This window comes from Spirosoma radiotolerans (assembly GCF_000974425.1).
Classification (GTDB): domain Bacteria; phylum Bacteroidota; class Bacteroidia; order Cytophagales; family Spirosomataceae; genus Spirosoma; species Spirosoma radiotolerans.
In genome coordinates this window covers 6,378,429-6,401,432 of record NZ_CP010429.1, presented here as the reverse complement: position 1 = coordinate 6,401,432, position 23,004 = coordinate 6,378,429, and the positions used below count along the sequence as shown (strand labels likewise).

Sequence of the window (23,004 nt, the reverse complement as noted above, 5' to 3'; positions counted from 1 at the left end):
TCGCCGGTCAATTGCTCGAAATACGCATCAATTCGTTAATCTGATTGATGATGGCTGTGTTTCCCGGAGTCTCTATATCCTGGCCAACGACCTGATAGCCTGTCAGAAGTATTTGTGAGTTTGGGAAGGCCTTCGCCATTCGATTGACAAAGGGTTGCACTTCATGATTGGCCGGAACCGACGTCAAGACCGTAAAAATATAATCGGGCTGATGGATCTGATGGGCGAATACCAGCTCATTTAGCGGCAGGTTCTGCCCAAGATAAATTACTTTGTTGGATCGCGAGCGAATAATGTAATGGGCAAACAGAAGACTAATCTCATGGAATTCGCCCTCTGGTAAAAACAGCATGTACGTTTTGCCGGGCTTGTCGGGCGTGCCTCTCAGCCCATCAATGGCCACAATGATTTTTTGCCGGATCAGGTTCGTAATAAAATGCTCCTGGGCTGGTCCAATGGAGCCCGTTACCCAGAGCGTACCAATGCGGCTCAAGAATGGGTAAATAATGTTCACCATTGTGTTCTCAAAGCCCGACTGAGCAATGTTAGCGCTAATAATTTTTTCAAAGCGCTCTTCGCTCAAATCCAGCATCGAGATGGTCAGTGCATGAATCTGATCTGGATAATTCAGCTGTCGTTCCGAAATCTTGACAACTTCACGATTTAACTCATCAGAAGAGAGTTTTGCAATCTCAGAGATCTTGTAACCATGGTCTTTGAGCAATGAAATGTTAAGAACCCGTTTCAGGTCATCGTCACCGTAAGTACGAATGTTCGTATCCGTCCGATCAGGCGAGAGAATGGCGTACCGCTGTTCCCAAATGCGTAAGGTATGCGCTTTTATGCCTGAAAGTTGTTCTAAATCTCTAATTGAGTATGTACTCATGAATTGAAGAAGGCAAGGACTTTCGCTTAGACCAGTTTACTGGTTCAACATCTCAGTTTTAAGCTCTAAGTGAACGTGCTAAGGTATCACAAATTACAACTACTAAACGACAAAAAAAACTTTTTTGTTTAATAGAAATCAAAAATACTTAAACAAAATATACGAATTTTTTAAGCATATGGATTTAGTTTAGTGCAAATAGTTGCATTCAGGGCTATGATGTCATACCGATACTACAATGCGAAAGACCTAAAACAGCCAAACGTCTGATTCTGAATATAGATTAGGAGAGAAAACAAAAAAGGCCTTGAATTATCAAGGCCTTTACTGTGAAGGGTGAAAGACGGGGCTCGAACCCGCGACCTCCGGAACCACAATCCGGCGCTCTAACCAACTGAGCTACAATCACCGTTTTAGGAGTGCAAAAGTAATAATGATTTGTGAATTATGAGTTATAAATAATGGTTTTTTTGCAGGTCTAATCAACAAAACCCATCATTTATAACTCACGATTCGTTGTTTGTTAGGCTTGTTTGCCTTGTTGATACCGTTTTTCGGCAGCGGCCCAGTCAACAACATTAAAATAAGCGGCAATATAATCGGGCCGACGGTTCTGATATTTGAGGTAATAGGCGTGTTCCCATACATCGAGACCAATGATTGGAAATCCTTTCGCTTCGGCAATATCCATCAAGGGATTATCTTGGTTTGGCGTTGAGGTAATGGCCAGTTCACCCTCTGGCGTAACAATTAACCAAGCCCAACCTGAACCGAAACGTGTTGTAGCCGCCTTTGTAAATTCTTCTTTAAAGGCATCAAACGAACCAAATTTCTGCGTGATAGCTTCAGCCAGTGTACCCGTTGGCTGACCACCGCCACTACCCGAAATCGTGTTCCAGAATAGGGTGTGATTATAGTGACCACCACCATTATTACGGACAGCAACAGGTGCGGAGCCCACGCTGGCCAGTAGATCCTCAATGGATTTATTCTCCATATCAGTGCCAGCAATGGCGTTGTTCAAATTCGTCACGTAGGCATTGTGGTGCTTATCGTGGTGAATTTCCATTGTCTGCTTATCGATATTCGGTTCGAGCGAATCGCTTGGGTAAGGAAGTGGGTCTAGTACAAAAGCCATTATTGCTAATTAGTTAGATGGAAGATTATTCGGTTGAGTTAACAACCCTACGGCGAATTATGTTCTTAAGCGATTAAAAAACTTCATCAATAACGCCTGGCTTTCCTCGGCGAGTACGCCTGTTTCGAGCCGGGTTTTAGGATGTAGTAGAGCAGATCCAAAGCGGCTATAGCCGCGCTTTGGATCACTGGCCCCAATCACCAAACGGCCAAGCTGCGCCCAGAAAAGAGCCCCTGCACACATAACGCAAGGCTCTAAAGTTACATATAGGGTGCAATCAGGAAGGTATTTACTCCCCAAGTAGTGTGCAGCCGATGTTATAGCCATTAGCTCGGCATGGGCTGTCACGTCAACTAATTGCTCCGTCTGGTTCCGGGATTTGGCAATAATCCGATTGCGGCAAACGACAAGTGCACCGACCGGAATTTCTCCGTTGTCGGCAGCGTCTTCGGCCAATGCCAGTGCCATCTCCATGTAATACTCGTCGGGCATGTGTGTGGGCAATCGGGCAGGGTTTACTGTTTCATTATTTTTCGAACCGTTTGCCTATCCCCAACCTGTATGCGCATAAAGTATACACCACTCGGCTGCGAGACAAGATTCAATTCATTCCGTTGGTTACGTGTCGCCTGCTGTAAAACAGGCTTTCCGGTTAAATCCGTCAGGGTTACTATAGCCGGGTCACGCGTTAGGGGTAAGTTTAATTCAAGGATCAGGATCGTTTCTGTAGGGACCGGATAGGCTTTCACCAATGGATCGAGTGAGTTGTCATCAACGCCCAGCAGCGGTAATACTGAAACGACGGCTGTGCCAGAAAGAGTACCGTTGCCACAACTATTGCTCACGCTCGTTAGCCGATAGGTCGTTGTGCGAGCAGGCCGTGCTTCGACAACATAAGGGCTACTGGTCACCGTTAACGGGTAGCTGCGCAGGCTGTCGGCATAGATTACATTCCAGGGGCCATCTCCGCCAAACGTAAGGGTCAAGTTTGCCGGTATACCTTCATAAATGTTTTGCGTACCGCTAAGGGTGGCCGTTGGCAGTGAACGAATGGTGAGGATAGTAGGGCTGTTGCTGCCTGTAATGCCTATTTCCGGATTATCGGCTTTTACCCGAACGTAATACTGGCCTCCCGGCAACGTTGTTGGTAACAAGGTGGTAACCGGCGAGTTATTGGCACTTGTCGAAGCTGCGTACTTCTTTGTCGTGTCAGCTAGGCTAACCACCTCGATTCTAAACGCATTGCCCGGATTAAACTCGCCAGTTGTAGTAAACGGAACTGAAAGGGATGTGCCTGCGCATAGTGTTGTTGCGTTTAAGTTGCTGGTCGATACGGTCGGTACGCGGACCGATACGGTTGCCGTGTTGCCCGGTAGCCCTGTTCCACAGCCATTGACGACAGACGTTACCAGGTATGATGTGTTGCCGCGTGGTAACACGGAAATCGTTGTGTCGCTGCGTGCGGTACCGGAATAACCGCCGGTAAGGCTATAACTATAGGGCCCCGATCCTGTAAATTTGAGTTGTAAAGGCGTTCTCTGTCCCAGGTTGACAGTGGTTGTTGGCGCAAATAATGACAACGTTGGGGTGGTATTGACCACAACACGAATTGTAGACCGAGCGCTGTAACAACCATAGGAGGCAATTTGATAGACATAAAATGGGTCGCCCTGAAGCTGCACATTTGTGTTCAACGTCGATGGGGTAGGAGCGTTATTAGTTACATTACCATAGGGGTCAACCCATCGTAGCTGGCTTCCTGTTTCACCCGTTGCTTCTAACGGTACAGCTTTGTCGTTGATACAATACGTGACCAACGACTTTGGCGTAGCCGGAGCGGATGGCGTTAGAATAGTCGCCTGAATTTCTGCTTTATCGCTCTCACATTCATTAATGGTCTGGCTAACCAGGTATTTTTGGGTACCAGACTGATTAATACTGGGAATAGGAGCACTGGAAAGCAACGAGCCGGATGGCGTATACCATTTAAAGCCTAACCCGGTAACGTTGGCGGCTAACGATGTAATATTCTGTTGTGGCTGGTCCTGTTGGGCCTGGCAATAAACTGGATTTGATACGCCGGGCTTGTCGGGGATAGGTTTTATGGTAACGGTAATCGTTGCTTTCGGCCCTTCACAACTTTCAATTGTTTGAGACACTTTAAAGGTCTGGCTTCCCACGGCATCTGAACTGGGTGTCGGTGCTCCTCCGTTCAATAGATTATCCGACGCATCATACCATTTTAAACCCGCACCCGTAGCAGTTAGTTGTTGCGTCTGGCTTCTATTACAGAAACTAGGTGAGTTTACACCCGGTGCGCCGGGCGTCGCTTTCACCCGAACATTAAGTGTAGCGCGGGGACTCTCGCAACCGGATACTGTTTGACTGACGTAATAAACCGTAGTACCGACGTTGTTATTGGCAGGTACCGGCGCTGTGGGCGATGCCAGGCCACCTGATGAATTTGTGCCATACCAATTGGCAGTCGCGTTCGCTACCAGTGTAGCCGATAAGGCAGGTGCACCCGTTCCCTGACAAAAGTCAATGGACGAGGTGCTGGGTGCGTTTGGCGTATCTTTCACCTGCACCGGTATAGTCTGAATGCTGCTGGTACAGCCCGAAACGGTTTGGGAAACGTAGTAATTTTGGGTACCAACGAAGGATGCGCCTGTTTGTGGTCTGGTTGCCGATGTGCTGGGGCTACTGGTTGAATCAGTGCCATACCAGTTCAGCGTTCCGGTGGTTGTTGCTGCCAGGAGATCGGCAGTTTCGCCTTCACAATAGACGCGTGGTGTGGTAAACGATGGGCGATCGGGTGTTTTGTTTACGGTAACGGTTATGACTGCCCGGTTTTCACTTTCGCACCCTTTATCGCTGGTCTGGCTTACGTAGTACAGGCTCGTTTTTGCCTGGTCGGTTGGGGGCGATGGGGCCTGAGCGCTTGCGCTGCCCCCTTTATCCTTGTCGATGGTACCGTACCAGTTTAAGGTAGCTCCATTGCTAGCACTTGCCTGCAATGGCCGTGTTGGCTTGCCCTGACAATAAATCACGGGGCTCGAAACGGTCGGTATGGCCGGTAGGCTATTGATCGTAACCGTTATACCCTTTCTGGCGCTGGAGCACCCGCCCACTTTATCTACCTGACTGACGTAGTACGTAGCCGTTTGCGTATTACTTACAGTAGGAGCCGTTGTGGTTGAGCTGCCGCCTGAAGCAGACGTTCCCCACCAGCGTAATTCATAATCAGACGACGTTACGGTGGCGGTTAATGAGCCAACGGGCGAGCCAGCACAAACAGCCGGGGGAGCCTGAACGGTGGGCTCGGTGGGCGTTGCCACGATACTAACAGAAATGGGCGACCGGGTGGCGCTTTGGCAGCCATTGTTGTCAACTTGGCTGACGTAGTATGTGGCGCTGGACTGATTGTTGGGGCTGGGAGCCGTTGTGGTTGAGCTGCCGCCCGATGCAGACGTTCCCCACCACAAGAGCGAGTTCGTGCCCGTAGGCGTTGCGCTTAATGGATCAGTTGTTACCCCTTGACAATAAGAGAGGTTTTTTACAGTTGGGGCGCTGGGAAGATCGATGACCTGAAAGACAACGGTTGTCCGGTCGCTTTCGCAATCCGTAGAATTTGACTGACTAACATAATAAGTTGAGGTGATTGATGGTTGTGGCGCTGCTGCTAATGGGGTACCACCAGATGAAGCAGTATACCATTTTAGCTGCGTACCGCCATCGCTTAATGTCGCTGTTAACGATTTCGGGCTTTCACCCTGGCAGATTGTTTGTGGCGATTTAGCGGTTGGTGCATTTAACTTATTTCTTACCGTAACGGTAATGGAAGCCTTGGGACTTTCGCAGCCGCTAATTGTCTGGCTAACGTAGTAAATGGTATTACCAATGGCCGCGGCTGTTGTGCTGGGCGTGGGCGCTTGCGTTGATGTGGCTCCGGTTGTCTGATTGGCTGCATACCAGTTTAGTGTTCCCCCTGCCGATTTGCTTGCTGTTAATTGGTCAGCCAGAGCGCCTTCGCAATACGTGAATGGTGTTGTCACACCTGGCGCAAGTGGTTGACTAAGTGTAAGGGTTGCCCCTGAGTTTGCAAATGTGCCGCTACTTGCTCGTACCTGAATCCTATACCCTGAACCGATAACTGCCGATGAAGGAATTGTCGCATTAATTGGGGTCGCCGTTCTGCTTGTAACGCTCCCGATAACGGTTGTGTATGTCGTACCAGTAGCATCCGACAGATAAGCGGTGAATACATTACCAGCAGCAAAAGAAGTGCTGGTTGTATAGGAAACCAATAGGCCGGTACTGGTACCCGCACAGGCAGAAGAAATAGGGAACGTGACATTAGAAATTGTCTGGGAAAAGCTAAGCGTGCTCAACCCAGCCATAAAAAGCGAGAAAAATAAGCAGGAGTAGATAATACGTCCCTTCATAAAATAGGAGAATAAAGCAGTTGAAAGCCTAAAGTTAGCGCATTTATAAACGATATGCAGAAGTCGGTGGCAGGTCTTGTGTTCAGAAGAACTTGGCTAGAAATAGCTCGTTTTGTGTATTATTACTAAGATCAATGAATAATAGCGTAACAATTAGCCAGATTAATCTAATTAATTAACCATACATAGCAATAAAAATGCCACTTCTACTCAGAAGTGGCATTGAACAATGAGATAGCTACTTATTCAACCTGTCGTAAAATAGCCGGGCCGTCGATGATTATTGAACAGCCGAATAAATTACTTCGTGAATACGCCGACGAAGCTTCGTTGTGTTAATGGAATTGTTACCGGCCGTCGGATAAATACGGTTAGAGAGGAAAACAAAGATCAACTCCTGATCGGGGTCAACCCAAACAACGTTTCCGGTAAAACCCGTGTGCCCGAACGAACGGGGGGATACTTGTTGTGCCATATAAACGCTGCTGGCACTTTCCGGATTAGGCTTATCCCAACCGAGCGCCCGGTGGCTGCGGTTACTGAGCGTTTGGGTAAAATAAGGTACTGTCATTGGCTGGAGAATCCGTTCGTCGCCATATACCCCTTTCTGAAGGTTCATCTGCAGAAGCGTAGCAATATCATGCGCGTTGCCAAATAATCCCGCATGTCCGGAGATACCGCCCTGCACGGCCGCCATCTGATCATGGACGGTACCGACCAGAAGCTGGTTCCGATAATACGTGTCCTGTTCGGTTGGGGCACATTTGGGGTTAGTAAGCCGCTGCAAGGGCGTGAAACCAAGTTGATGAAGACCTAATGGCTTATATACGTTATCCGTAACGAACTTATCCAATGGCTGCTTGCTTACCCGTTCGACTACCTTTTGTAAGGTCAGGAAATTAAGGTCGCTATACACGAAAGCGGGTCTGCCCGCTTCGTCATTTTTCTTCGACATGGGCGATTGAACCACCCATTTCCAGACCGAATCCCGCAATGCCGGAACACCCCAGAGCGTTGGGGCAATCTGAAGGGTGTGCAAACTGTCGTGCACGGAGGCATAGTATTCGGCTTTCAGGCCCCCGCCGGGCAGCCGGGTGCGATCCCAGGTGGTTGGGTAAAACGAAACCATGCCCGATTGATGCCAGAGTAAATCCAGAAGGGTAATATTTTGCTTATTCGTGTTCTTTAATTCAGGAAGGTAGAACGACGCTTTCTGCGTAAGATCGATCTGTTTTCGGTCGTAAAGAACCATAACGGATTGTAGAGTTGCCAGGACTTTTGTCAGCGAAGCCAGGTCATACAGCGTTTCATCCGTTACTTTTTCGGCGTTGGGTGAGTAGGTCAACGCGCCAAAGTTCTTGCTGTACACAATCTTGCCCTTACGTGCGACCAGAATCTCGCAGCCGGGCACGACATGATTTTTTACGGCTCCCTGCGCGATGGCATCAATCTGGTTAAGCACCGTCGACTTCATACCCACGCTTTCCGGTGAGCCAACCGAAAGCCGCCCTTCAGGGCCCAACGTTAGGCCCATGCCCACTTTCATGTCACCAATGGAAACCGGTAGCATGCCTTGTGATCCTAACCCGCCAAACAATATCTGAGGTACGACACGCTGCATATCCTCAAGCTCCTGGTAAGCACAAACCAGCGCATCAGCTCCGGTGAACTGTTGCAGGCTATAAGGCGAGCCAAAGGCGGTCACAATTACTTTCGCTCCACGCTGTTTCAAGCGGGTAATTAAGTCAAGCGATGGTTTTGTGATGCCGTATTTTCTGAGCGCCGACTCGCTCATCCGATGGAAGCTAACCACAACCGTATTCGCATCGCCAACCTGCGCCAGAATATTAGTTAGATCAGCTTCCGAAACAGGTTTTTCGGGGTAAGCAAGCGTCTGGAAAGGGGCGTATTGATTCAGCGTCTTCTGAAAAACGTTGCCTGGCTCGGCGCCAATGGCAACCGACGCCAAACGCAGGGTATCCAGGTGCTTGAGCGGTAACAGACTATTCTTGTTATCGGCGACCGTTACCGACTGCTCACAAAGTTCCTGTTTCAGCAACTTGGCTTCGGGCGAGTTGAGGTCCGTCGATAAGCCCGCCAGGTTAATGGGTTTATATTGAGCCAGGCCAGCCCAATATTTGGCCCGAAGAATCTTCTTGACTTTCTCATCGATCAGTTCCTGCGAAATAACGCCCTGCTGAACGGCATTCATGATGTTCGTCGTTGCCTCCCGCACGTTTTCAGGATACAGAAGAATGTCATTTCCGGCCATTAACGCCCGTAAATTAACATCCATTGCCTTAGGCGACCGGCTGATTCCGCCCATATTCAGCGCATCGGTAAAAACCAGTCCGCGAAAACCCAATTCTTTTTTGAGGAGTTCCGTAACGATTTTTTCTGATAACGTGGCAGCTAAAGCAGGCGTATTATCCATCACGGGTACATGCAGGTGGCCCGTAACAACGCCCATCAAACTATCGGCAATAAGTTTCCGGAACGGATACAGGTCAATTTCCCGCATCTGCTCCGACGACCGGCTAACGGTTGGCAACGTGTGGTGCGAGTCGACGTTGGTGTCACCGTGACCTGGAAAGTGCTTGGCTGTAGCAATAACGTGTGTGCCTTGCAATCCCCGCATGTAAGCCGAGGCCTTCAAGGCCACATTCTCTTTTGATTCACCGAAAGACCGTACCCCAATCACTGGATTGGCCGGGTTGCTGTTGATATCCGATACCGGAGCAAAGTTGATGTGAATGCCCAGGCGCTGGCACTGGCGGCCAATTTCAGCCCCCATCCGGTAAATAACTTCATTATCCCGGATAGCACCGAGTGACATTTGTTTTGGGAAGTCCATGGTGCTGTCTAATCGCATCCCAAGTCCCCATTCACCATCAATGCCAATGAGCAGCGGTACTTTCGATTCGGCCTGGTAGCGATTCGTTAGAACGGCCTGCCGGTAAGGACCACCCTGGAAGAAAATCAACCCGCCAATATGGTTCGTTTGAATGAGGTGATCGATGTATTGATAGTGATTGTCGTGACGATTCGAAAACGTGGCCACCATGAAGAACTGCCCGATTTTCTGTTCGGGTGTCAACGTGTGAAAGACGCTATCAACCCAATGCTCGCCACTGTCAGACATGGCGAACACCTCTACGGGCCTGGCAGCCGGGCCAAATTTGTAAGAAGCAAGGGCTAGCCGATTGGCGTTGGCGGCTGCTGTTCGTTTGGCCGCTGCTCGAATCGCTGTTGTCCGAGCAAGTTTCGCCCAGAAGTTACGACCGGGCTTCATTAAGCCAAAAGCGGTTAACAGGCTGACGAGTAAGAGGCCAACAAGTAAAATAGGTCGTACAACAATATTCCGCATGGGCACTCAGTAAATAAAAAACAGTTGTCAGTTGACGGTAATTTTGGGCAGACCATAAAAATAGCCAAAGCCTGTCGTAAACCACAACTAATCATTGAATTGTCTAACTTTTTAACGAAATAATTTAGATAAATCGTTCTGCTTAGTGGATTAATACAAAATTAAATTGAATATAAGGTCAGGCTTTATTCAGATAATCAATAAGTTAAATGGACGAGCCCAGGTTAAAAACCTACAAAAATGAAGCCATTCGTCTGGTGGACGAGGACACAGCACAGTTAAAAATACCCAGTGTATTACCGAAACGGAGTGATCTAGAATAGCAAAAGGATAATCAGCAAGGAACGGATACGGTGCGAAGGCGTGTAGTCAAATTGGTACAAAACGAAAAAAGCCCGTAGACGGGCAAATGGAAACCAGCGCAGCGGATCCTGACCACTGGTGAAGCAGAAAGAGAAGGTGACTACTCTAATAAGGCCGGGCGGGGCGAACGTTCATCAAAGCCGCCAGAAAACGTTCGCCGATGACGGCTTTCGTTTCCTGAACCGTTTGCTGCCAGCAGGCCGTAGCTGTTGATTTTGTTTTAGCAACTGAAGCTGCTGTTTTCGACCGCAACTGTTTCCGGGCAGCAAACATGTTATGGGGATGCCCCATGCTAAATGCCTGTCCACTAATGCCCAAAAGTAAAATGCCGACAACCAGGAGAGTTTTCATGACCGCTTATGTCTAATAACAATACAAAGATATAGGTTTAGTTTGGTATCTTGCAATACATAGTACTAAATTTTTTAGAATATTTTTTCTGTTTATTACAGGAGCAGCGTAAATCTAGAACATCGAGTCCCTAATTTGCTTGTTTTTGCCATTCCGCACCGGCGGACCGGTTGGAATGACAAAAACAAGTTGGTTTCTTTAATCAATCACAATCCGTTTTACGGCACCGTCTTCATTCTGGGTGACGGTGATGAAGTAGGCACCCTGCGCTTTTTTACCCAGATCAATTTGCCCAACAAATTCGCCCGAGAAGTCTTTGATCTCTCGTTTGGCCACTTCTTTTCCCTTTGGATTGGTGACCGTGATGGTTACATCTCCTTTAGCGGGAGCTGTAAAACGAACATTCAACTGGTCGTGATCGGGGTTATTGGGGAATGCATCCAGTCCACGAATGGTCGACGCTTTGCCGTTGACATTACGCGCCCAGTCTTCAAACGGCCGAACGAGCTGCCGGTCAAAATCTCTTGGTATCTGAAACTTGAATCGATTGAGCTGATCGGTTAGTGAGTCGGCTCCGCGCCGAAATTCATAACGCCAGTTTGGGTTGTTCCAGAAGTCCTGATTTGCATCGCTCCGCTGCAGTTTACCGCGTTGTACGTAGGCATCGGACGGAGCGCGTCGTCTACCTGGCATGATCCGTTCGCGATTTACCGTCCGATCGCCGTCCGAATCGTCGATAATAATGGTCATCTGGCGTTTGCCGCCGTCTTTGCGGGATGCTTTGAGCGAATCAACCAGTTTCATTACCATTTTATCACGCTGAGGATCGTCCATGCCATTTATGTGGTATGTCCGTTCAATTTCACGGACTTCATCGCCATTGCGCTCGATGATCCGTACGTTTACATCGCCCTTCCCGGTTTTTGTTGACGGGCTGGTTTGTTTCTGAGCCAGGGCAGCTCCGCTGAACGTGACGGCCACCAGCATGGCCGACACGAACTGGTATCGGGCAAAAACTGTTTTTTTCATGGTACTAGTTAGTTGCAAACGAAGGAACGATAAGTTGCTAAACCAATTGATACAGGGGTTGTTAAAGTTTGTTAACGAGCCAATTACTAGCTAACTCGGTTCGTACTTTTACTAACCCTTGCGACTGGTTTCTTATAGATGGGAAAGTTGGTCGAAGGTTGCATGAGCGAGTAAAAAAATGTCAAAACAACGCATACGCTGGATTGTGGCACTGATGGCGATTGGGCTATTGGGGCTGGTAGGGCTGCAGGTCTATTGGATCAGTAGCGCTTTGCAGTTGCAGCGGGAACAGTTCGCCTATAAGGTAACCGATGCCCTGCAGGAGGTTGTACGGGCGTTGGAACGGCAGGAGATTTTTTACCTGACCAACCAGCGCGTTCAGGCCCGTGAACACCAGAATCGGTTGATGGCCATTGCTAAAAAGGAAGGCCGGTCGGTTAAAAAAGCCGACGCTGAACAATCGCTTGTCGCTACAAAATCAATCCGTTTGAAGGAAAAACAACAGCTACACCTGCCACCGTACGATCAACTGGCGGCCCGGCAGGTAATTCCCTCCGGAATGACATCTGTGGGGAACATCGTTGTGCAGTCAGATGTATTACACCCGATTGTCCGTCCGCTATCGCCGGAGCAAATGGCGGTTGTCGAAGAATTTGTTCGTCAGCAGGATGAACTGATGGCGGTTGGCGATTGGCAGACGCAATTAGCCCAGCAGCAGCAGTTTAATCAGTGGGCCGAAAACCTGATGTACACAGAACTGAACAAGATCAATAATCAGGTCAGGCAAGATTCGGCCATGAGGGCCATTAAAAATAAGCTTCGGCGAGCAACGCAGCGTCGAAAGAATCAAACCGATAACGCGCTGGTATCGACTAAACCCGGTTCAGCAACGAATACGGCCAACGCCAGTCAGCATCCGGGACTAGCAAATTCGGGTCGGACAGAGGAGCAGTCGCACATGATCAAGGATGTGCTCAAGGGCCTGCTTCTATCCGACCGGCCGATAGAAGACCGGGTCAACCGGTTGGCGCTCGACACCTTACTTCGGCAATCGTTGGTCGAACGGGGCATCAGCATTCCCTTTGCCTATGCCGTTCGAACCAGCCAGAAGCCCCGATTCCTGTTTACATCCAAGGGTATCGAAGCGCAGCAGTTCGATGTAAATGGCTACAAGGCCGCTTTGTTTCCCAACAACCTGATGGAAACGGGGAACTATGTGTATGTTTATTTTCCAACTCAGCAGGAGTTTATCCTCAGCCGCCTGGGCTTCACATTGGGCGCATCCGTCGTGCTGATTCTGGTCATTCTGGCCTGTTTCTACATCGCCATCAGCACGATTGTTCGGCAGAAGAAACTAGCCGATATAAAGAATGACTTTATCAATAACATGACGCATGAGTTCAAAACGCCAATTTCAACCATATCGCTGGCGGTAGAAATGGCGCAGGAACAACTGCAGTCAGACATGGTGGCCCAGCGTTCGGCGGCATTAGTGAATGGGGGAGATGGTAGATTTGGCTCCCGATCCGGCTCGCTCAATAATGAAACACCAGATCAGGAAATGCGCGAACCGAGTGTGCCAGATTCTCGGCTAACACGCTACATGAGCATCATTCGGGATGAAACCCGGCGATTGGGTTCGCACGTAGAAAAGGTTTTACAAATGGCGTTGCTGGATAAGGGAGAAATCAAACTCAACATCAGCCCCGTCAACGTGCACGATGTCATTGAGAAAGTGCTTAATAACCTGAGCTTGCAAATCGAGCAGCGCGGGGGCGAAGTCGATCTTCACTTTGATGCCGACCGGGAAGTTGTAGAAGCCGATGAGCTTCACCTGACCAACATTGTGTACAATCTGCTGGATAACGCGCTGAAATATTCGCCCGAAAGGCCGCACATTACCATTACTACGCGTAGTCTCCCCGATGGAACCATGACGAGTGGATCCTCTATACCCGGGGTCAGTATTACCGTTTCGGATCAGGGATTGGGTATGAACAAAGAGCAGACCAGCCGCATTTTTGAAAAATTCTACCGGGTGCCTACCGGCAACCGGCATGATGTAAAAGGCTTTGGCCTCGGGCTTAGTTATGTGAAGAAAATGGTTGAGGAACACCACGGTCAAATTCTGGTTGAAAGCCAGCCCGGAAAAGGCAGTTCATTCGAAGTGATCTTACCGTATAAAATTTTGAATGATTGAGTGATTGAATCAATAAGGCTGGCGCATCCAGCAAAATAGTTGCTCAGTTAGTCATTCAATCACTCAATTATTCGCTCTTTATTTCTTATGCCAACCATTTTACTTGTTGAAGACGACCCGAATCTGGGTCTTTTGGTGCAGGAGTACCTGACCATGAAGGGATACCAAACCGACCGGGCCACCGATGGAAACCAGGGCCTGCAATTGTTCATGGCGGGCCATTACGACCTGTGTATCTTCGACGTGATGATGCCTAAGAAAGACGGGTTTACACTGGCGAAGGAAGTTCGAATGGATCATCGGGATGTGCCCATCATTTTCCTGACCGCCAAGTCCATGCAGGAAGACACGATTCAGGGGTTCAAGGTGGGAGCCGATGATTACATGACGAAGCCATTCAGCATGGAAGAGCTGCTACTCCGAATTCAGGCTATTCTTCGTCGGTATCAACGCACTACAGAGTCCGTCGAAACGACCACGTATCAAATCGGCTCCTTTTTGTTCGATTATCCGCACCAGCTTCTTTCCCGAACGGCGGACGGGCTGTCGGCTGATCCTGCGTCCGTACAGCCTCAAAAACTAACTAGCAAAGAGTCGGAGTTATTAAAATTGCTGGCTCAGAACCTGAATCAGCCGGTCAGTCGTAGTTTTGCCCTGAAAATGGTTTGGGGCGACGATTCGTACTTCAATGCCCGAAGCATGGACGTGTATGTAACAAAACTGCGTAAATATCTAAAAGAAGACCCAGCCGTTCAGCTCGTTAATGTACACGGCGAAGGATTTAAATTGATTGTTTAATGGTTTCTGGTTTACAGAATACGGTTTATATGGCTTACTAACTCCAGGAAGCCATCATGTAGTAAACACAACAAACCGTAAACCAAATACCATAAGCTAGAACGCATGAACTTAATACGCCGTCCGCGCCGGAATCGCCAATCGGCTGTTATCCGCGACATGGTGCAGGAAACCCGCCTGTCGGTCACTGATTTTATTTTGCCGGTCTTCATCATGGAAGGCCAGAATGTTCGCTCGGAAGTTTCCTCTATGCCGGGCATTTATCGGTATTCACTGGATTTGTTGCTCAACGAAATCGGGGATTGTGTTGATCTGGGCGTCAAAACGTTCGATCTGTTCCCTAATATCGCTGAGTCGAAAAAAGATAAGTATGCTACTGAAAGCTACAACCCCGACGGCCTGTACATCCAGACAATTCGGGCGATCAAAGACCGTTTTCCCGATGTCATGATTATGACCGATGTGGCCATGGACCCATATAGTTCAGATGGACACGATGGCATTGTGGAAAATGGGAAGATACTCAACGATCCGACGCTGGAGGTATTGGGTAAAATGGCTCTTGCTCAGGCTCAGGCTGGCGCCAATATTGTTGGACCTTCCGATATGATGGATGGACGCGTTGGTTATTTGCGGCAGGTGCTGGATGAAGGTGGCTTCCACGACGTAGCAATCATGTCCTACGCAGCCAAGTATGCGAGTGCTTTTTACGGCCCTTTCCGCGACGCACTTGATTCGGCGCCCAAGTTTGGCGACAAGAAAACCTACCAGATGAACCCTGCCAACAGCCGTGAAGCGCTCATTGAAGCTCAACTTGACTACGATGAAGGGGCCGATTTTCTGATGGTGAAGCCTGCGCTGGCGTATCTGGATATTATTAAATTACTGAATGATAACTTCCATCTGCCCATTGCAGCCTACAACGTCAGTGGGGAATACGCCATGATCAAAGCGGCTGCGCAAAACGGCTGGCTCGACGGCGAACGCGCCATGATGGAGTCGCTGATGGCCATAAAACGGGCCGGAGCAAATGTCATTTTGACGTACTTCGCGAAGGAAGCCGCCCGAGTATTAAATAAATATTAAATTAAAGTAGATCTATTGGGTATTTATACTCAACTAATTGCATAATTGATTAAGTTTATAGATAAAAAGCGTATTCACTTATCAATTATGCAAAAAAGTTTACTTGCTGTTTTATTTATTGCACTTCTGTCAAATTGTACACGTACTACACTAGAGCCCAACGACCCAACAGTAGCGTCAGCATTCGCCGTTAATGTTCAAAGCGCCAGAAAACCGTATATACAAACCATTGTTATCCTTGGCTCTTCTACAGCGTCAGGGGTAGGTGCATCAGCCTATAAATACTCATGGGCAGGTTTGCTTACCAATCAACTTGTACTTAATCATGTTGTCAATTTAGCTAAGGGGGGGTACACCACGTATCAGATTCTACCGACAGGGTCAATTCATGCACCAAACAGACCAGCTGTAGATACATTACGAAATTTAACCGCTGCCCTCAAAGAGAAACCTGCTATATTGATTGTCAGTATGACAACAAATGATGTAGCTAACGGGTATTCTGTAAGTGAGATCATAGCGAATCTCATCCTTATTAAAAATAAAGCAAAAGAGGCTGGAGTCAAGCGCGTTATTATCACGACTTCTCATCCTCGTAAAATTGATACAACCGCTACAGAAAAGTACATGCTACAACGTGATCAGGTTATGAACACCTTTGGCACGTCTGCTGTCAATTTTTTTGACCCTGTGGCTAATGAGGATCATCTATTCAAATCAGAATTACTATTTAAAGACGGAATCCATCCCAACGACAAGGGCCACCAAGTGTTGTTCGAGCAGATTCGTAAAACGCTCAAATACTAGGTATTCACCCCGAATGATTACCCAGAATCCAGCGAAGGCGGGTTTGATTAACCAATTTTACGAATAGAAGAGTACTGACATACACCAGTACAAAGCGCAGAATGGAGGTGCCTGCCATTTCCCAGCCTGTATACTGTGGCTGATAACCGAGAAAGGCTAGCGCAGGTATTAGGGTTACTGACTTCGTGATGAAACTTACGAAGAATGTATGATATAGGTAAATACCGAATGACTCTGCCCGAGGATTGACGAAGGGAAGCTTATGCAAAAAGTTAGCACGCAGAAGACATAAGAATACCACAAGCGAAAAGACTTGATTTGATATGCGCAATGTGTTTCTGGGATCAATCGAATTGAGCTGCCAAAGAAGGACACTCTCTATGGCCGCTACCAGAAAGATAACCGCTAAAAAGAGCCCTAACCAGCCAATTGAAAAGCTCTGCACCCATTTAATATAGTGATCGTGCCGGGAAAGCCAGACGCCTAGGCATATATAGAAGATGAAAGCGGGGAAAGCAAACGTATGGCGCGGCTCTATCCAGTTCGTATATACATTGACCGCGTAAAACAACGTGGCAAAAAAAGATAGGATAGTTATTGTACGTAAGCCCAAATAGCGCCAGCCAGACAGCATAAGGGCTAAGGAAAGTAAGAAGACGAAAATAAACCAGTACGAAGTGGTAAATAAGAGTTGCCAAAATTGGTCAACCAGTTTTGGCAAAGACTCTATAAAAGAGCCAAAACGGCCCACTATAATGCCATAACCAATCGATTTAAAATAAAATAACAAAAAAGCAATAAGAAAAGGAATACCAACGACAGCTAACCTTTTCTTATAATAAGCAAAGGCTTGTTGGGTTGATTTTAGTTGTTTTCCAAGTAGAAAACCTGATATAGTAAAAAAGCATATGGTGCCAAATTTCAACGGTTGAGATATCCACAAAAACGCTTCCTGTTGCAGCTGAGTCATAGCTGTGAACGAGTTGAAGTGTACCATATCCGGTTTTCCCTCCGGTGCAACTAAACTATGCTCATAAACGATCGAGAACATGGCAACGAATCGAATCCAATCAACGAATGGATAGTGTGATTTACTTACAGACGGGTTCGATAACGTATGAGTAGTAATGTTTTCAACTTTTTGCATACTAACCCTGGAAATGAAACTACCTTTTGTCGCTATGTTTGTAAGGATAAACGGTAGTAAACTCAGTTGAGCAATGAAAGAAAGAACGTTTATTGCTGAATTGTATTATAGATAAATCTAATTTATTATTGGATAGGCGCTTAGAGGATGAGTAAACTGTTAATACGTAATGCCAGGTTAGTAAACGAAAATCGTATTATCGAAAGCGATTTATGTGTTGATCTAGGTATAATTACTAGAATTGATACACACATTCCGGATGAGGGCTCTTACAAGGTTATCGACGCGAAAGGCAAGTATTTACTGCCCGGTGTTATTGACGACCAGGTGCATTTTCGGGAGCCTGGCCTGACGCACAAGGCCACAATTGCGTCTGAAGCACGGGCGGCTGTGGCCGGGGGCGTTACCAGTTTTATGGAAATGCCTAATACCGTTCCCAACGCGCTGACGCAGGACTTACTGGCGCAGAAATATGCCATTGCGGCCAATACATCGCTGGCCAATTACTCATTTTTTATGGGTGCCTCGAACGATAATCTTGATGAAGTCCTGCGGACGAACATAAACGACGTTTGTGGGATCAAGGTATTTATGGGCTCCTCAACCGGCAACATGCTGGTTGATAATGAAAAGGTACTGGATCAGCTATTTAGGGAAAGTCCTATGCTGATTGCCACCCACTGTGAGGATGAAGCCACGATTCGGGCCAATACCGAGCATTACAAAGCCGAATACGGTGAGCATGCCACGGCAGGCCTCCATCCTCTGATTCGAAATGAGGATGCCTGCCTGCGTTCTTCGTCTATGGCTGTCGAACTCGCCAAACGGCACAACACTCGCTTACACATTCTACATATTTCTACGGCTGATGAACTGGCGCTGTTTGATAACAGTATACCCCTTACCCAAAAGCGCATAACGGCTGAAGTTTGTGTGCATCATCTGTGGTTCGATAGTGAAGACTACGCACGATTAGGCAACCTGATCAAGTGCAACCCGGCTATTAAAGCGCCTTACCACAAACAAGCGCTACTGGCTGGCCTTAAGGACGACCGGCTGGACATTATTGCCACCGACCATGCGCCCCACACCTGGACCGAAAAGCAACAGCCTTACTGGCAGGCTCCGTCGGGTTTGCCGCTCGTGCAGCATCCGCTTTTGCTCATGCTCGATTTTGTAAAACAGGGTAAACTATCGCTCGAAACGCTTGTCCGGAAAATGTGTCACGCGCCCGCCGACTGTTTCCAAATAGACCGGCGTGGTTATATTCGGGAAGGGTATTGGGCCGATCTGGTTTTGGTCGATCCAGCGCAACCCATGACCGTTTCTGCCGAAAACATTCTGTATCAGTGCGGCTGGTCGCCCCTGGATGGCCATACATTTGGTGCCAGCGTCACTCATACGATTGTTTCGGGGGAGCTGGTTTACGAAAACGGTCGCTTTGTGACCAACCGACCGGGCGAACGTTTGTCCTTTATCCGGTAGAATCGAAAAAAATTAGGACAAAATCTTGTGCAATCGGGTTCTAGACCCTTATCTTTGCAATCCCAATACGGGGAAACGCGCTGCCGAAGTGGTGAAATTGGTAGACACGCACGTTTCAGGGGCGTGTGTCTTTACGGACATGCGAGTTCGAGTCTCGCCTTCGGCACATAGTAAAGCCACAATTAGCTGTATATAAGCTGATTGTGGCTTTCTGTTTTTCTAAGGGGACAGAATGGCTGGATGGGTTGGGTCGATTACATTTGGTGCTGTAAAATGAACGCTATAGGTTTGTTTGCCTACAAATAGTACGCGGCCTAAGTGAGTCAACCTTTATCGTTGAACGGTAATGATTGGTCATGGATTAGGTTCCGCAAGTTTTTATGCGACCTATCGCTGATTATACATTGCGCTAACGACAGGCTTAAGTGTTGGCTATAAATTGGTTAATCGTGCTAATCGAGCCTAGCTGGAAGTGTAATCCTGAGTAAATCAACCACTTCTATCGGGCCTCTGTTGAGTCTGCAATCAGAGGCTTACATGAATCCTACACTGGCTATTAGAATCGAGATATCCGAACGGTATATTCCTTTTTTAGACGTATCCCTATTTCGTACCGCTTCTGGCCATCGTCGGTTGCCAAACGGAACCGGTTAATAGTCAATACATACTTCTCTTCCATCTTGCACTTGATGCCTTTCTTTTAGCCAGCGGAAAGACAGTTATTCAAGCGAATAATAGTAAACTACTAACAGATACCTTAACGTATAGGCCTACTGACTCGGGGACTCTTGGATTAACAATCGGGGTATTTGATACGGCATGTCAACAACGAGGCACTACCCTCACATTGGCGGTTGCGAAGTAATTCACGCTATCCTTTTTCAACTCGTTATTTACCAGAAATCCAATCCGGTTTAGTATTGATAGCAATTACTTCTTGATAAAGTAGCTAAAGAAAAATAGTCCCCTATCTCCGTTTCATGCCCACTAGTCTGATCAATACACCCGATTGACCGAAAAGGTCATGTATGTCCAAACTATGCCTAAAAATGATTTTAATAACGTGTATAGTGACTCATTGATTGGCTGAAACGTCTCAGCGATTTTTTAATTACTAAAATTATTTTCAATCACCTATACTATGCACCAACTTTTAAAAGGCGTTTTTATCCTGTTTGTACTGCTACCTAATATTGGATCTGCGCAGATCACAATGCCGACCTCTCGGATTGTCTTTCAGCGGGGAAATAACAATCGGGCCTCCGTTCCCATTCAAGGCAATTGTCCCTCATCGGCCAATAGCATTCAGGTCAAGGCGACAGCCATCAATGGAGGCTCCAGCCAGGACTGGACAACCATTGGCACCACGGCCAATGGTGTCTTCATGGGTTCGCTGAGTCTGTCGGGGGGCTGGTATTCACTTCAGGTGCGGGCCCTGGCAAATGGAAGCCAGGTAGCCATGTATTCCTTGGACAAATTTGGGGTAGGGGAGGTGTTCGTCATTGCTGGGCAATCCAATATACTGGGTTCCCCTTACGCACGTAATCTTTCGGCTTCCGATGACCGGGTATCAACCGTCAATTACCGGGGGTATCCCGACGGTAATATAAACGAAGGAGACCTACCGACTTCATTCATTAATGCAGCTAACAATTCGCCTATAGGGCCGGAAAATAATATGCTTTTCTGGGGTGATCTGGGCGATAAGCTCGTTGCCCGGCTTGGGGTTCCGGTCCTGTTTCTGGGTGGCGCTTACGGTGGAACATCGGCGGCAAACTGGGCCGATGCAGCGGTGAATGGCACCTATGAAATGAACACCCAAGGCGGCCGTATCCTCAAAAACGCCCCATATAGGCCGTTGGGCATTGCGCTCAGCTATTACATCAAACGAACGGGTATTCGTAGCGTAATCTGGCATCAGGGGGAAAGCGACCCCTATACCTCCCAGGGGGATTATGTCAACAGCATTACTCAGCTAATCAACAAGTCCCGCTCTCAGACGGGGCTTACCCGGATGAGCTGGATGATTTGCCGGGCTACCTACTTTCAGGGCATCACCAATCCAAATGTCATCAATGCCCAAAACCAACTGGCCGATGCAAATAATAACTGTTTTCCCGGTCCGGCCACTGATTTTATGTCCGGTTCCAAAGACTGGCGCTTCGATGATGGCCATATCAACGATGATAAGTACCCCATTTTCGAAGGATTGTTTTACGACCTGATGACAACAGATTATTTCGCCCGGTCTGAGCCCTCTCTGCCTGCCTATATTCCCTCTATTACAACAGGGTATATCTTTCCGCACGAACGTAATGGGGGCGATCACATTCAGGTACCCTTCATGGCCACTGCGCCGGTATTGGGGGATAACCAGTACGTAGTGCAGTTGCTGAGCGATAACGGCGAAGTGCTGGCCAACCTGGGAGCCGGGTTTCGGGTGGGCAACAACCTGATCGATGTGCAACTGCCGGTCTGGGCTGATGGCCGGGTACGGGTGCGGGTCAATTCTACGTCACCTGCCCGAAATGGAGAAGTTTCCGAGTTTTTCATCGCTCACAAAACAGGCGATCGGCCCTCCGCCAGTCCCATCGTGACCAGTAGCTATGCGCCCGTAACACTCACCCTTGGTACAGCTGTCAATCTTTTACTGCCCGCTAATTTCAGCGATCCTTCGAATTTACCCCTTACCTATTCGGTTCAGAATCTGCCAGCGGGACTTTCTGCCAACGGGCTAACCCTAACAGGTACCCCTTCTGGTAATGCTGGCCCGTATACAGTAACCGTTATAGCGACCAATGCACAAAATCTGTCGGTAAATGCATCGGTTGTGATCAACTATGTCAACGGGGGAACAACGACCCCAACCGGTCCCAATACTTCATGTGGTTATGCAGATGGGCAGTTCTTGCTCAACTGGTATGGGGAATCCATTTATGCCCATTATGTGAACGGCTATCTGTACGCATCCTATCAGAATAGTAATGAGGGCTTCAAGCCCCAAAGCTGGCTCAAAGCCACCGGGTTGATGGATGCCTCGAAAGTAAGCTGTTTTGCAACCACCGATCCGCACATGTTGGCACCCACTACACCTACATCCCCCTCTACTGGAACCACCAACACAGTCAGTGGCCGATTCGAAGGGTATGTCGATGTCCGGAACTGTTCAGTTATTGCTGGCTGGGTATACAATGGGAATGTACCCAATGAGCCGGTTATGCTGGAAGTACTCAAAGAGGGCACACTTATTACGACAGTTGCGGCTGCTCAATATCGATCCGATCTGGTGAGCGCAGGTAAAGGCAACGGCTACCATGGCTATGTATTCGATGTGCCAGCTTCGCTGAAGACGGGCGGATCGGTACCCGTAACGGTACGGGTCCAAAATACGGGCTATATCCTGAATGGAGGCACCTTCAATTTGACCTGTCCGGTAGGCTCCCGTCTGGCGATTCCCTCAGCCGAAGTCTTGGCGGGTACCTTCCGCGCCTTCCCTAACCCCGCCACCGACTACATCACGATTAGTATACCATCTGCTTACCAAAGAGCGAAACTTTCCTTCGGATTGGTGTCGATGGATGGCCGGGAAGAACCGCTGGACGCCCATTCGGACCGGGTAGATACTTACAAAGCAAACATAAGCCCGATTAAAATGGGTCTTTATGTCCTGCAAATTTACGCTGACGGGCTGCCAGTGTCTTCACTTAAAGTGCTTAAGCAATAGCACTAGACTGTTAAACAATACTCGCCTGCCTGGGCGGGCAGGCGAGTATTGTTTAGATCATTCATTTATGTTCCACTTACACAGAACTCGGTGTTGGTCTGCCTCACTGCCCCGCTTTCTTATCTAAGTTTTCTTTCAGGGATGTTTACGAACGTGGCCAGAACTTTACCCATACCGC

The 23,004-nt window shown here is 48.1% G+C and carries 14 protein-coding genes and 2 tRNA genes; 7 read left to right on the top strand and 9 right to left on the bottom strand.

The genetic code is table 11. The features are described from left to right. Positions 1-7: 7 nt before the first annotated feature. The 8 genes from SD10_RS26035 to SD10_RS26000 all read right to left on the bottom strand — a co-directional run bounded on the left by SD10_RS26035 (position 8) and on the right by SD10_RS26000 (position 11,579). Positions 8-886 (bottom strand): MerR family transcriptional regulator, encoded by an 879-nt coding sequence (locus tag SD10_RS26035; RefSeq protein ID WP_046578059.1) that lies wholly within the window; start codon positions 884-886, stop codon positions 8-10. A 334-nt stretch (positions 887-1,220) separates the two neighbouring features. Further along, positions 1,221-1,296: transfer RNA gene (locus tag SD10_RS26030), tRNA-His, on the bottom strand. Positions 1,297-1,409: 113 nt separating this feature from the next. After that, a complete protein-coding gene (locus SD10_RS26025) occupies positions 1,410-2,024 on the bottom strand; it encodes a superoxide dismutase (protein ID WP_046578057.1) in 615 nt (204 codons plus the stop codon). Positions 2,025-2,081: 57 nt separating this feature from the next. Then, the gene (locus SD10_RS26020; protein ID WP_046578056.1) at positions 2,082-2,516 is read right to left on the bottom strand and encodes a nucleoside deaminase; all 435 of its coding nucleotides are present in this window, start codon (positions 2,514-2,516) and stop codon (positions 2,082-2,084) included. A gap of 23 nt (positions 2,517-2,539) precedes the next feature. Then, positions 2,540-6,469 carry an Ig-like domain-containing protein gene (locus SD10_RS26015; protein WP_046578054.1) on the bottom strand — a complete coding sequence of 1,310 codons (3,930 nt, stop codon included), beginning with the start codon at positions 6,467-6,469 and terminating at the stop codon, positions 2,540-2,542. Positions 6,470-6,749: 280 nt separating this feature from the next. Next, positions 6,750-9,836 carry a glycoside hydrolase family 3 N-terminal domain-containing protein gene (locus tag SD10_RS26010; protein WP_046578052.1) on the bottom strand — a complete coding sequence of 1,029 codons (3,087 nt, stop codon included), beginning with the start codon at positions 9,834-9,836 and terminating at the stop codon, positions 6,750-6,752. Between the two features lie 468 nt (positions 9,837-10,304). Beyond that, the gene (locus SD10_RS26005; RefSeq protein WP_046578051.1) at positions 10,305-10,550 is read right to left on the bottom strand and encodes a hypothetical protein; all 246 of its coding nucleotides are present in this window, start codon (positions 10,548-10,550) and stop codon (positions 10,305-10,307) included. A 198-nt stretch (positions 10,551-10,748) separates the two neighbouring features. Next, positions 10,749-11,579: a T9SS type A sorting domain-containing protein gene (locus SD10_RS26000; protein ID WP_046578050.1), complete on the bottom strand. Its 831-nt coding sequence runs from the start codon at positions 11,577-11,579 to the stop codon at positions 10,749-10,751. 178 nt (positions 11,580-11,757) lie between these two features. Here SD10_RS26000 and SD10_RS25995 point away from each other — a divergent pair, with 178 nt between their 5' ends. The 4 genes from SD10_RS25995 to SD10_RS25980 all read left to right on the top strand — a co-directional run bounded on the left by SD10_RS25995 (position 11,758) and on the right by SD10_RS25980 (position 16,470). Next, a complete protein-coding gene (locus tag SD10_RS25995; RefSeq protein WP_046578049.1) occupies positions 11,758-13,779 on the top strand; it encodes a sensor histidine kinase in 2,022 nt (673 codons plus the stop codon). An 87-nt stretch (positions 13,780-13,866) separates the two neighbouring features. Continuing rightward, positions 13,867-14,577 (top strand): response regulator transcription factor, encoded by a 711-nt coding sequence (locus SD10_RS25990; RefSeq protein WP_046578048.1) that lies wholly within the window; start codon positions 13,867-13,869, stop codon positions 14,575-14,577. 105 nt (positions 14,578-14,682) lie between these two features. Next, on the top strand, positions 14,683-15,663 hold the full coding sequence (gene hemB, locus SD10_RS25985) for a porphobilinogen synthase (protein WP_046578047.1): 981 nt from the start codon (positions 14,683-14,685) through the stop codon (positions 15,661-15,663). A gap of 87 nt (positions 15,664-15,750) precedes the next feature. Beyond that, a complete protein-coding gene (locus SD10_RS25980) occupies positions 15,751-16,470 on the top strand; it encodes an SGNH/GDSL hydrolase family protein (RefSeq protein ID WP_046578045.1) in 720 nt (239 codons plus the stop codon). Between the two features lie 4 nt (positions 16,471-16,474). On the opposite strand, the gene SD10_RS25975 is transcribed toward SD10_RS25980, so the two are convergent. Next, positions 16,475-17,617 carry an acyltransferase family protein gene (locus SD10_RS25975; protein ID WP_082111695.1) on the bottom strand — a complete coding sequence of 381 codons (1,143 nt, stop codon included), beginning with the start codon at positions 17,615-17,617 and terminating at the stop codon, positions 16,475-16,477. A 147-nt stretch (positions 17,618-17,764) separates the two neighbouring features. On the opposite strand from SD10_RS25975, the gene SD10_RS25970 reads away from it, so the two are divergent. The 3 genes from SD10_RS25970 to SD10_RS28940 all read left to right on the top strand — a co-directional run bounded on the left by SD10_RS25970 (position 17,765) and on the right by SD10_RS28940 (position 22,826). Beyond that, entirely contained in the window at positions 17,765-19,102 is a 1,338-nt protein-coding gene (locus tag SD10_RS25970) for a dihydroorotase (RefSeq protein WP_046578041.1), read from the top strand. An 82-nt stretch (positions 19,103-19,184) separates the two neighbouring features. After that, positions 19,185-19,268 (top strand) — tRNA-Leu (locus SD10_RS25965). Between the two features lie 975 nt (positions 19,269-20,243). Continuing rightward, positions 20,244-22,826, top strand: a complete 2,583-nt coding sequence (locus SD10_RS28940) for a putative Ig domain-containing protein (RefSeq protein ID WP_052731297.1) — start codon at positions 20,244-20,246, stop codon at positions 22,824-22,826. Positions 22,827-23,004 lie beyond the last annotated feature (178 nt).

Excerpts from the sequence above, each read along its gene's own strand:
- SD10_RS26035 (WP_046578059.1), bottom strand. The coding sequence starts at position 886 with ATGAGTACATACTCAATTAGAGATTTAGAACAACTTTCAGGCATAAAA.
- SD10_RS26025 (WP_046578057.1), bottom strand. The coding sequence starts at position 2,024 with ATGGCTTTTGTACTAGACCCACTTCCTTACCCAAGCGATTCGCTCGAA.
- SD10_RS26020 (WP_046578056.1), bottom strand. The coding sequence starts at position 2,516 with ATGCCCGACGAGTATTACATGGAGATGGCACTGGCATTGGCCGAAGAC.
- SD10_RS26015 (WP_046578054.1), bottom strand. The coding sequence starts at position 6,469 with ATGAAGGGACGTATTATCTACTCCTGCTTATTTTTCTCGCTTTTTATG.
- SD10_RS26010 (WP_046578052.1), bottom strand. The coding sequence starts at position 9,836 with ATGCGGAATATTGTTGTACGACCTATTTTACTTGTTGGCCTCTTACTC.
- SD10_RS26005 (WP_046578051.1), bottom strand. The coding sequence starts at position 10,550 with ATGAAAACTCTCCTGGTTGTCGGCATTTTACTTTTGGGCATTAGTGGA.
- SD10_RS26000 (WP_046578050.1), bottom strand. The coding sequence starts at position 11,579 with ATGAAAAAAACAGTTTTTGCCCGATACCAGTTCGTGTCGGCCATGCTG.
- SD10_RS25995 (WP_046578049.1), top strand. The coding sequence starts at position 11,758 with ATGTCAAAACAACGCATACGCTGGATTGTGGCACTGATGGCGATTGGG.
- SD10_RS25990 (WP_046578048.1), top strand. The coding sequence starts at position 13,867 with ATGCCAACCATTTTACTTGTTGAAGACGACCCGAATCTGGGTCTTTTG.
- hemB (WP_046578047.1), top strand. The coding sequence starts at position 14,683 with ATGAACTTAATACGCCGTCCGCGCCGGAATCGCCAATCGGCTGTTATC.
- SD10_RS25980 (WP_046578045.1), top strand. The coding sequence starts at position 15,751 with ATGCAAAAAAGTTTACTTGCTGTTTTATTTATTGCACTTCTGTCAAAT.
- SD10_RS25975 (WP_082111695.1), bottom strand. The coding sequence starts at position 17,617 with ATGCAAAAAGTTGAAAACATTACTACTCATACGTTATCGAACCCGTCT.
- SD10_RS25970 (WP_046578041.1), top strand. The coding sequence starts at position 17,765 with ATGAGTAAACTGTTAATACGTAATGCCAGGTTAGTAAACGAAAATCGT.
- SD10_RS28940 (WP_052731297.1), top strand. The coding sequence starts at position 20,244 with ATGCACCAACTTTTAAAAGGCGTTTTTATCCTGTTTGTACTGCTACCT.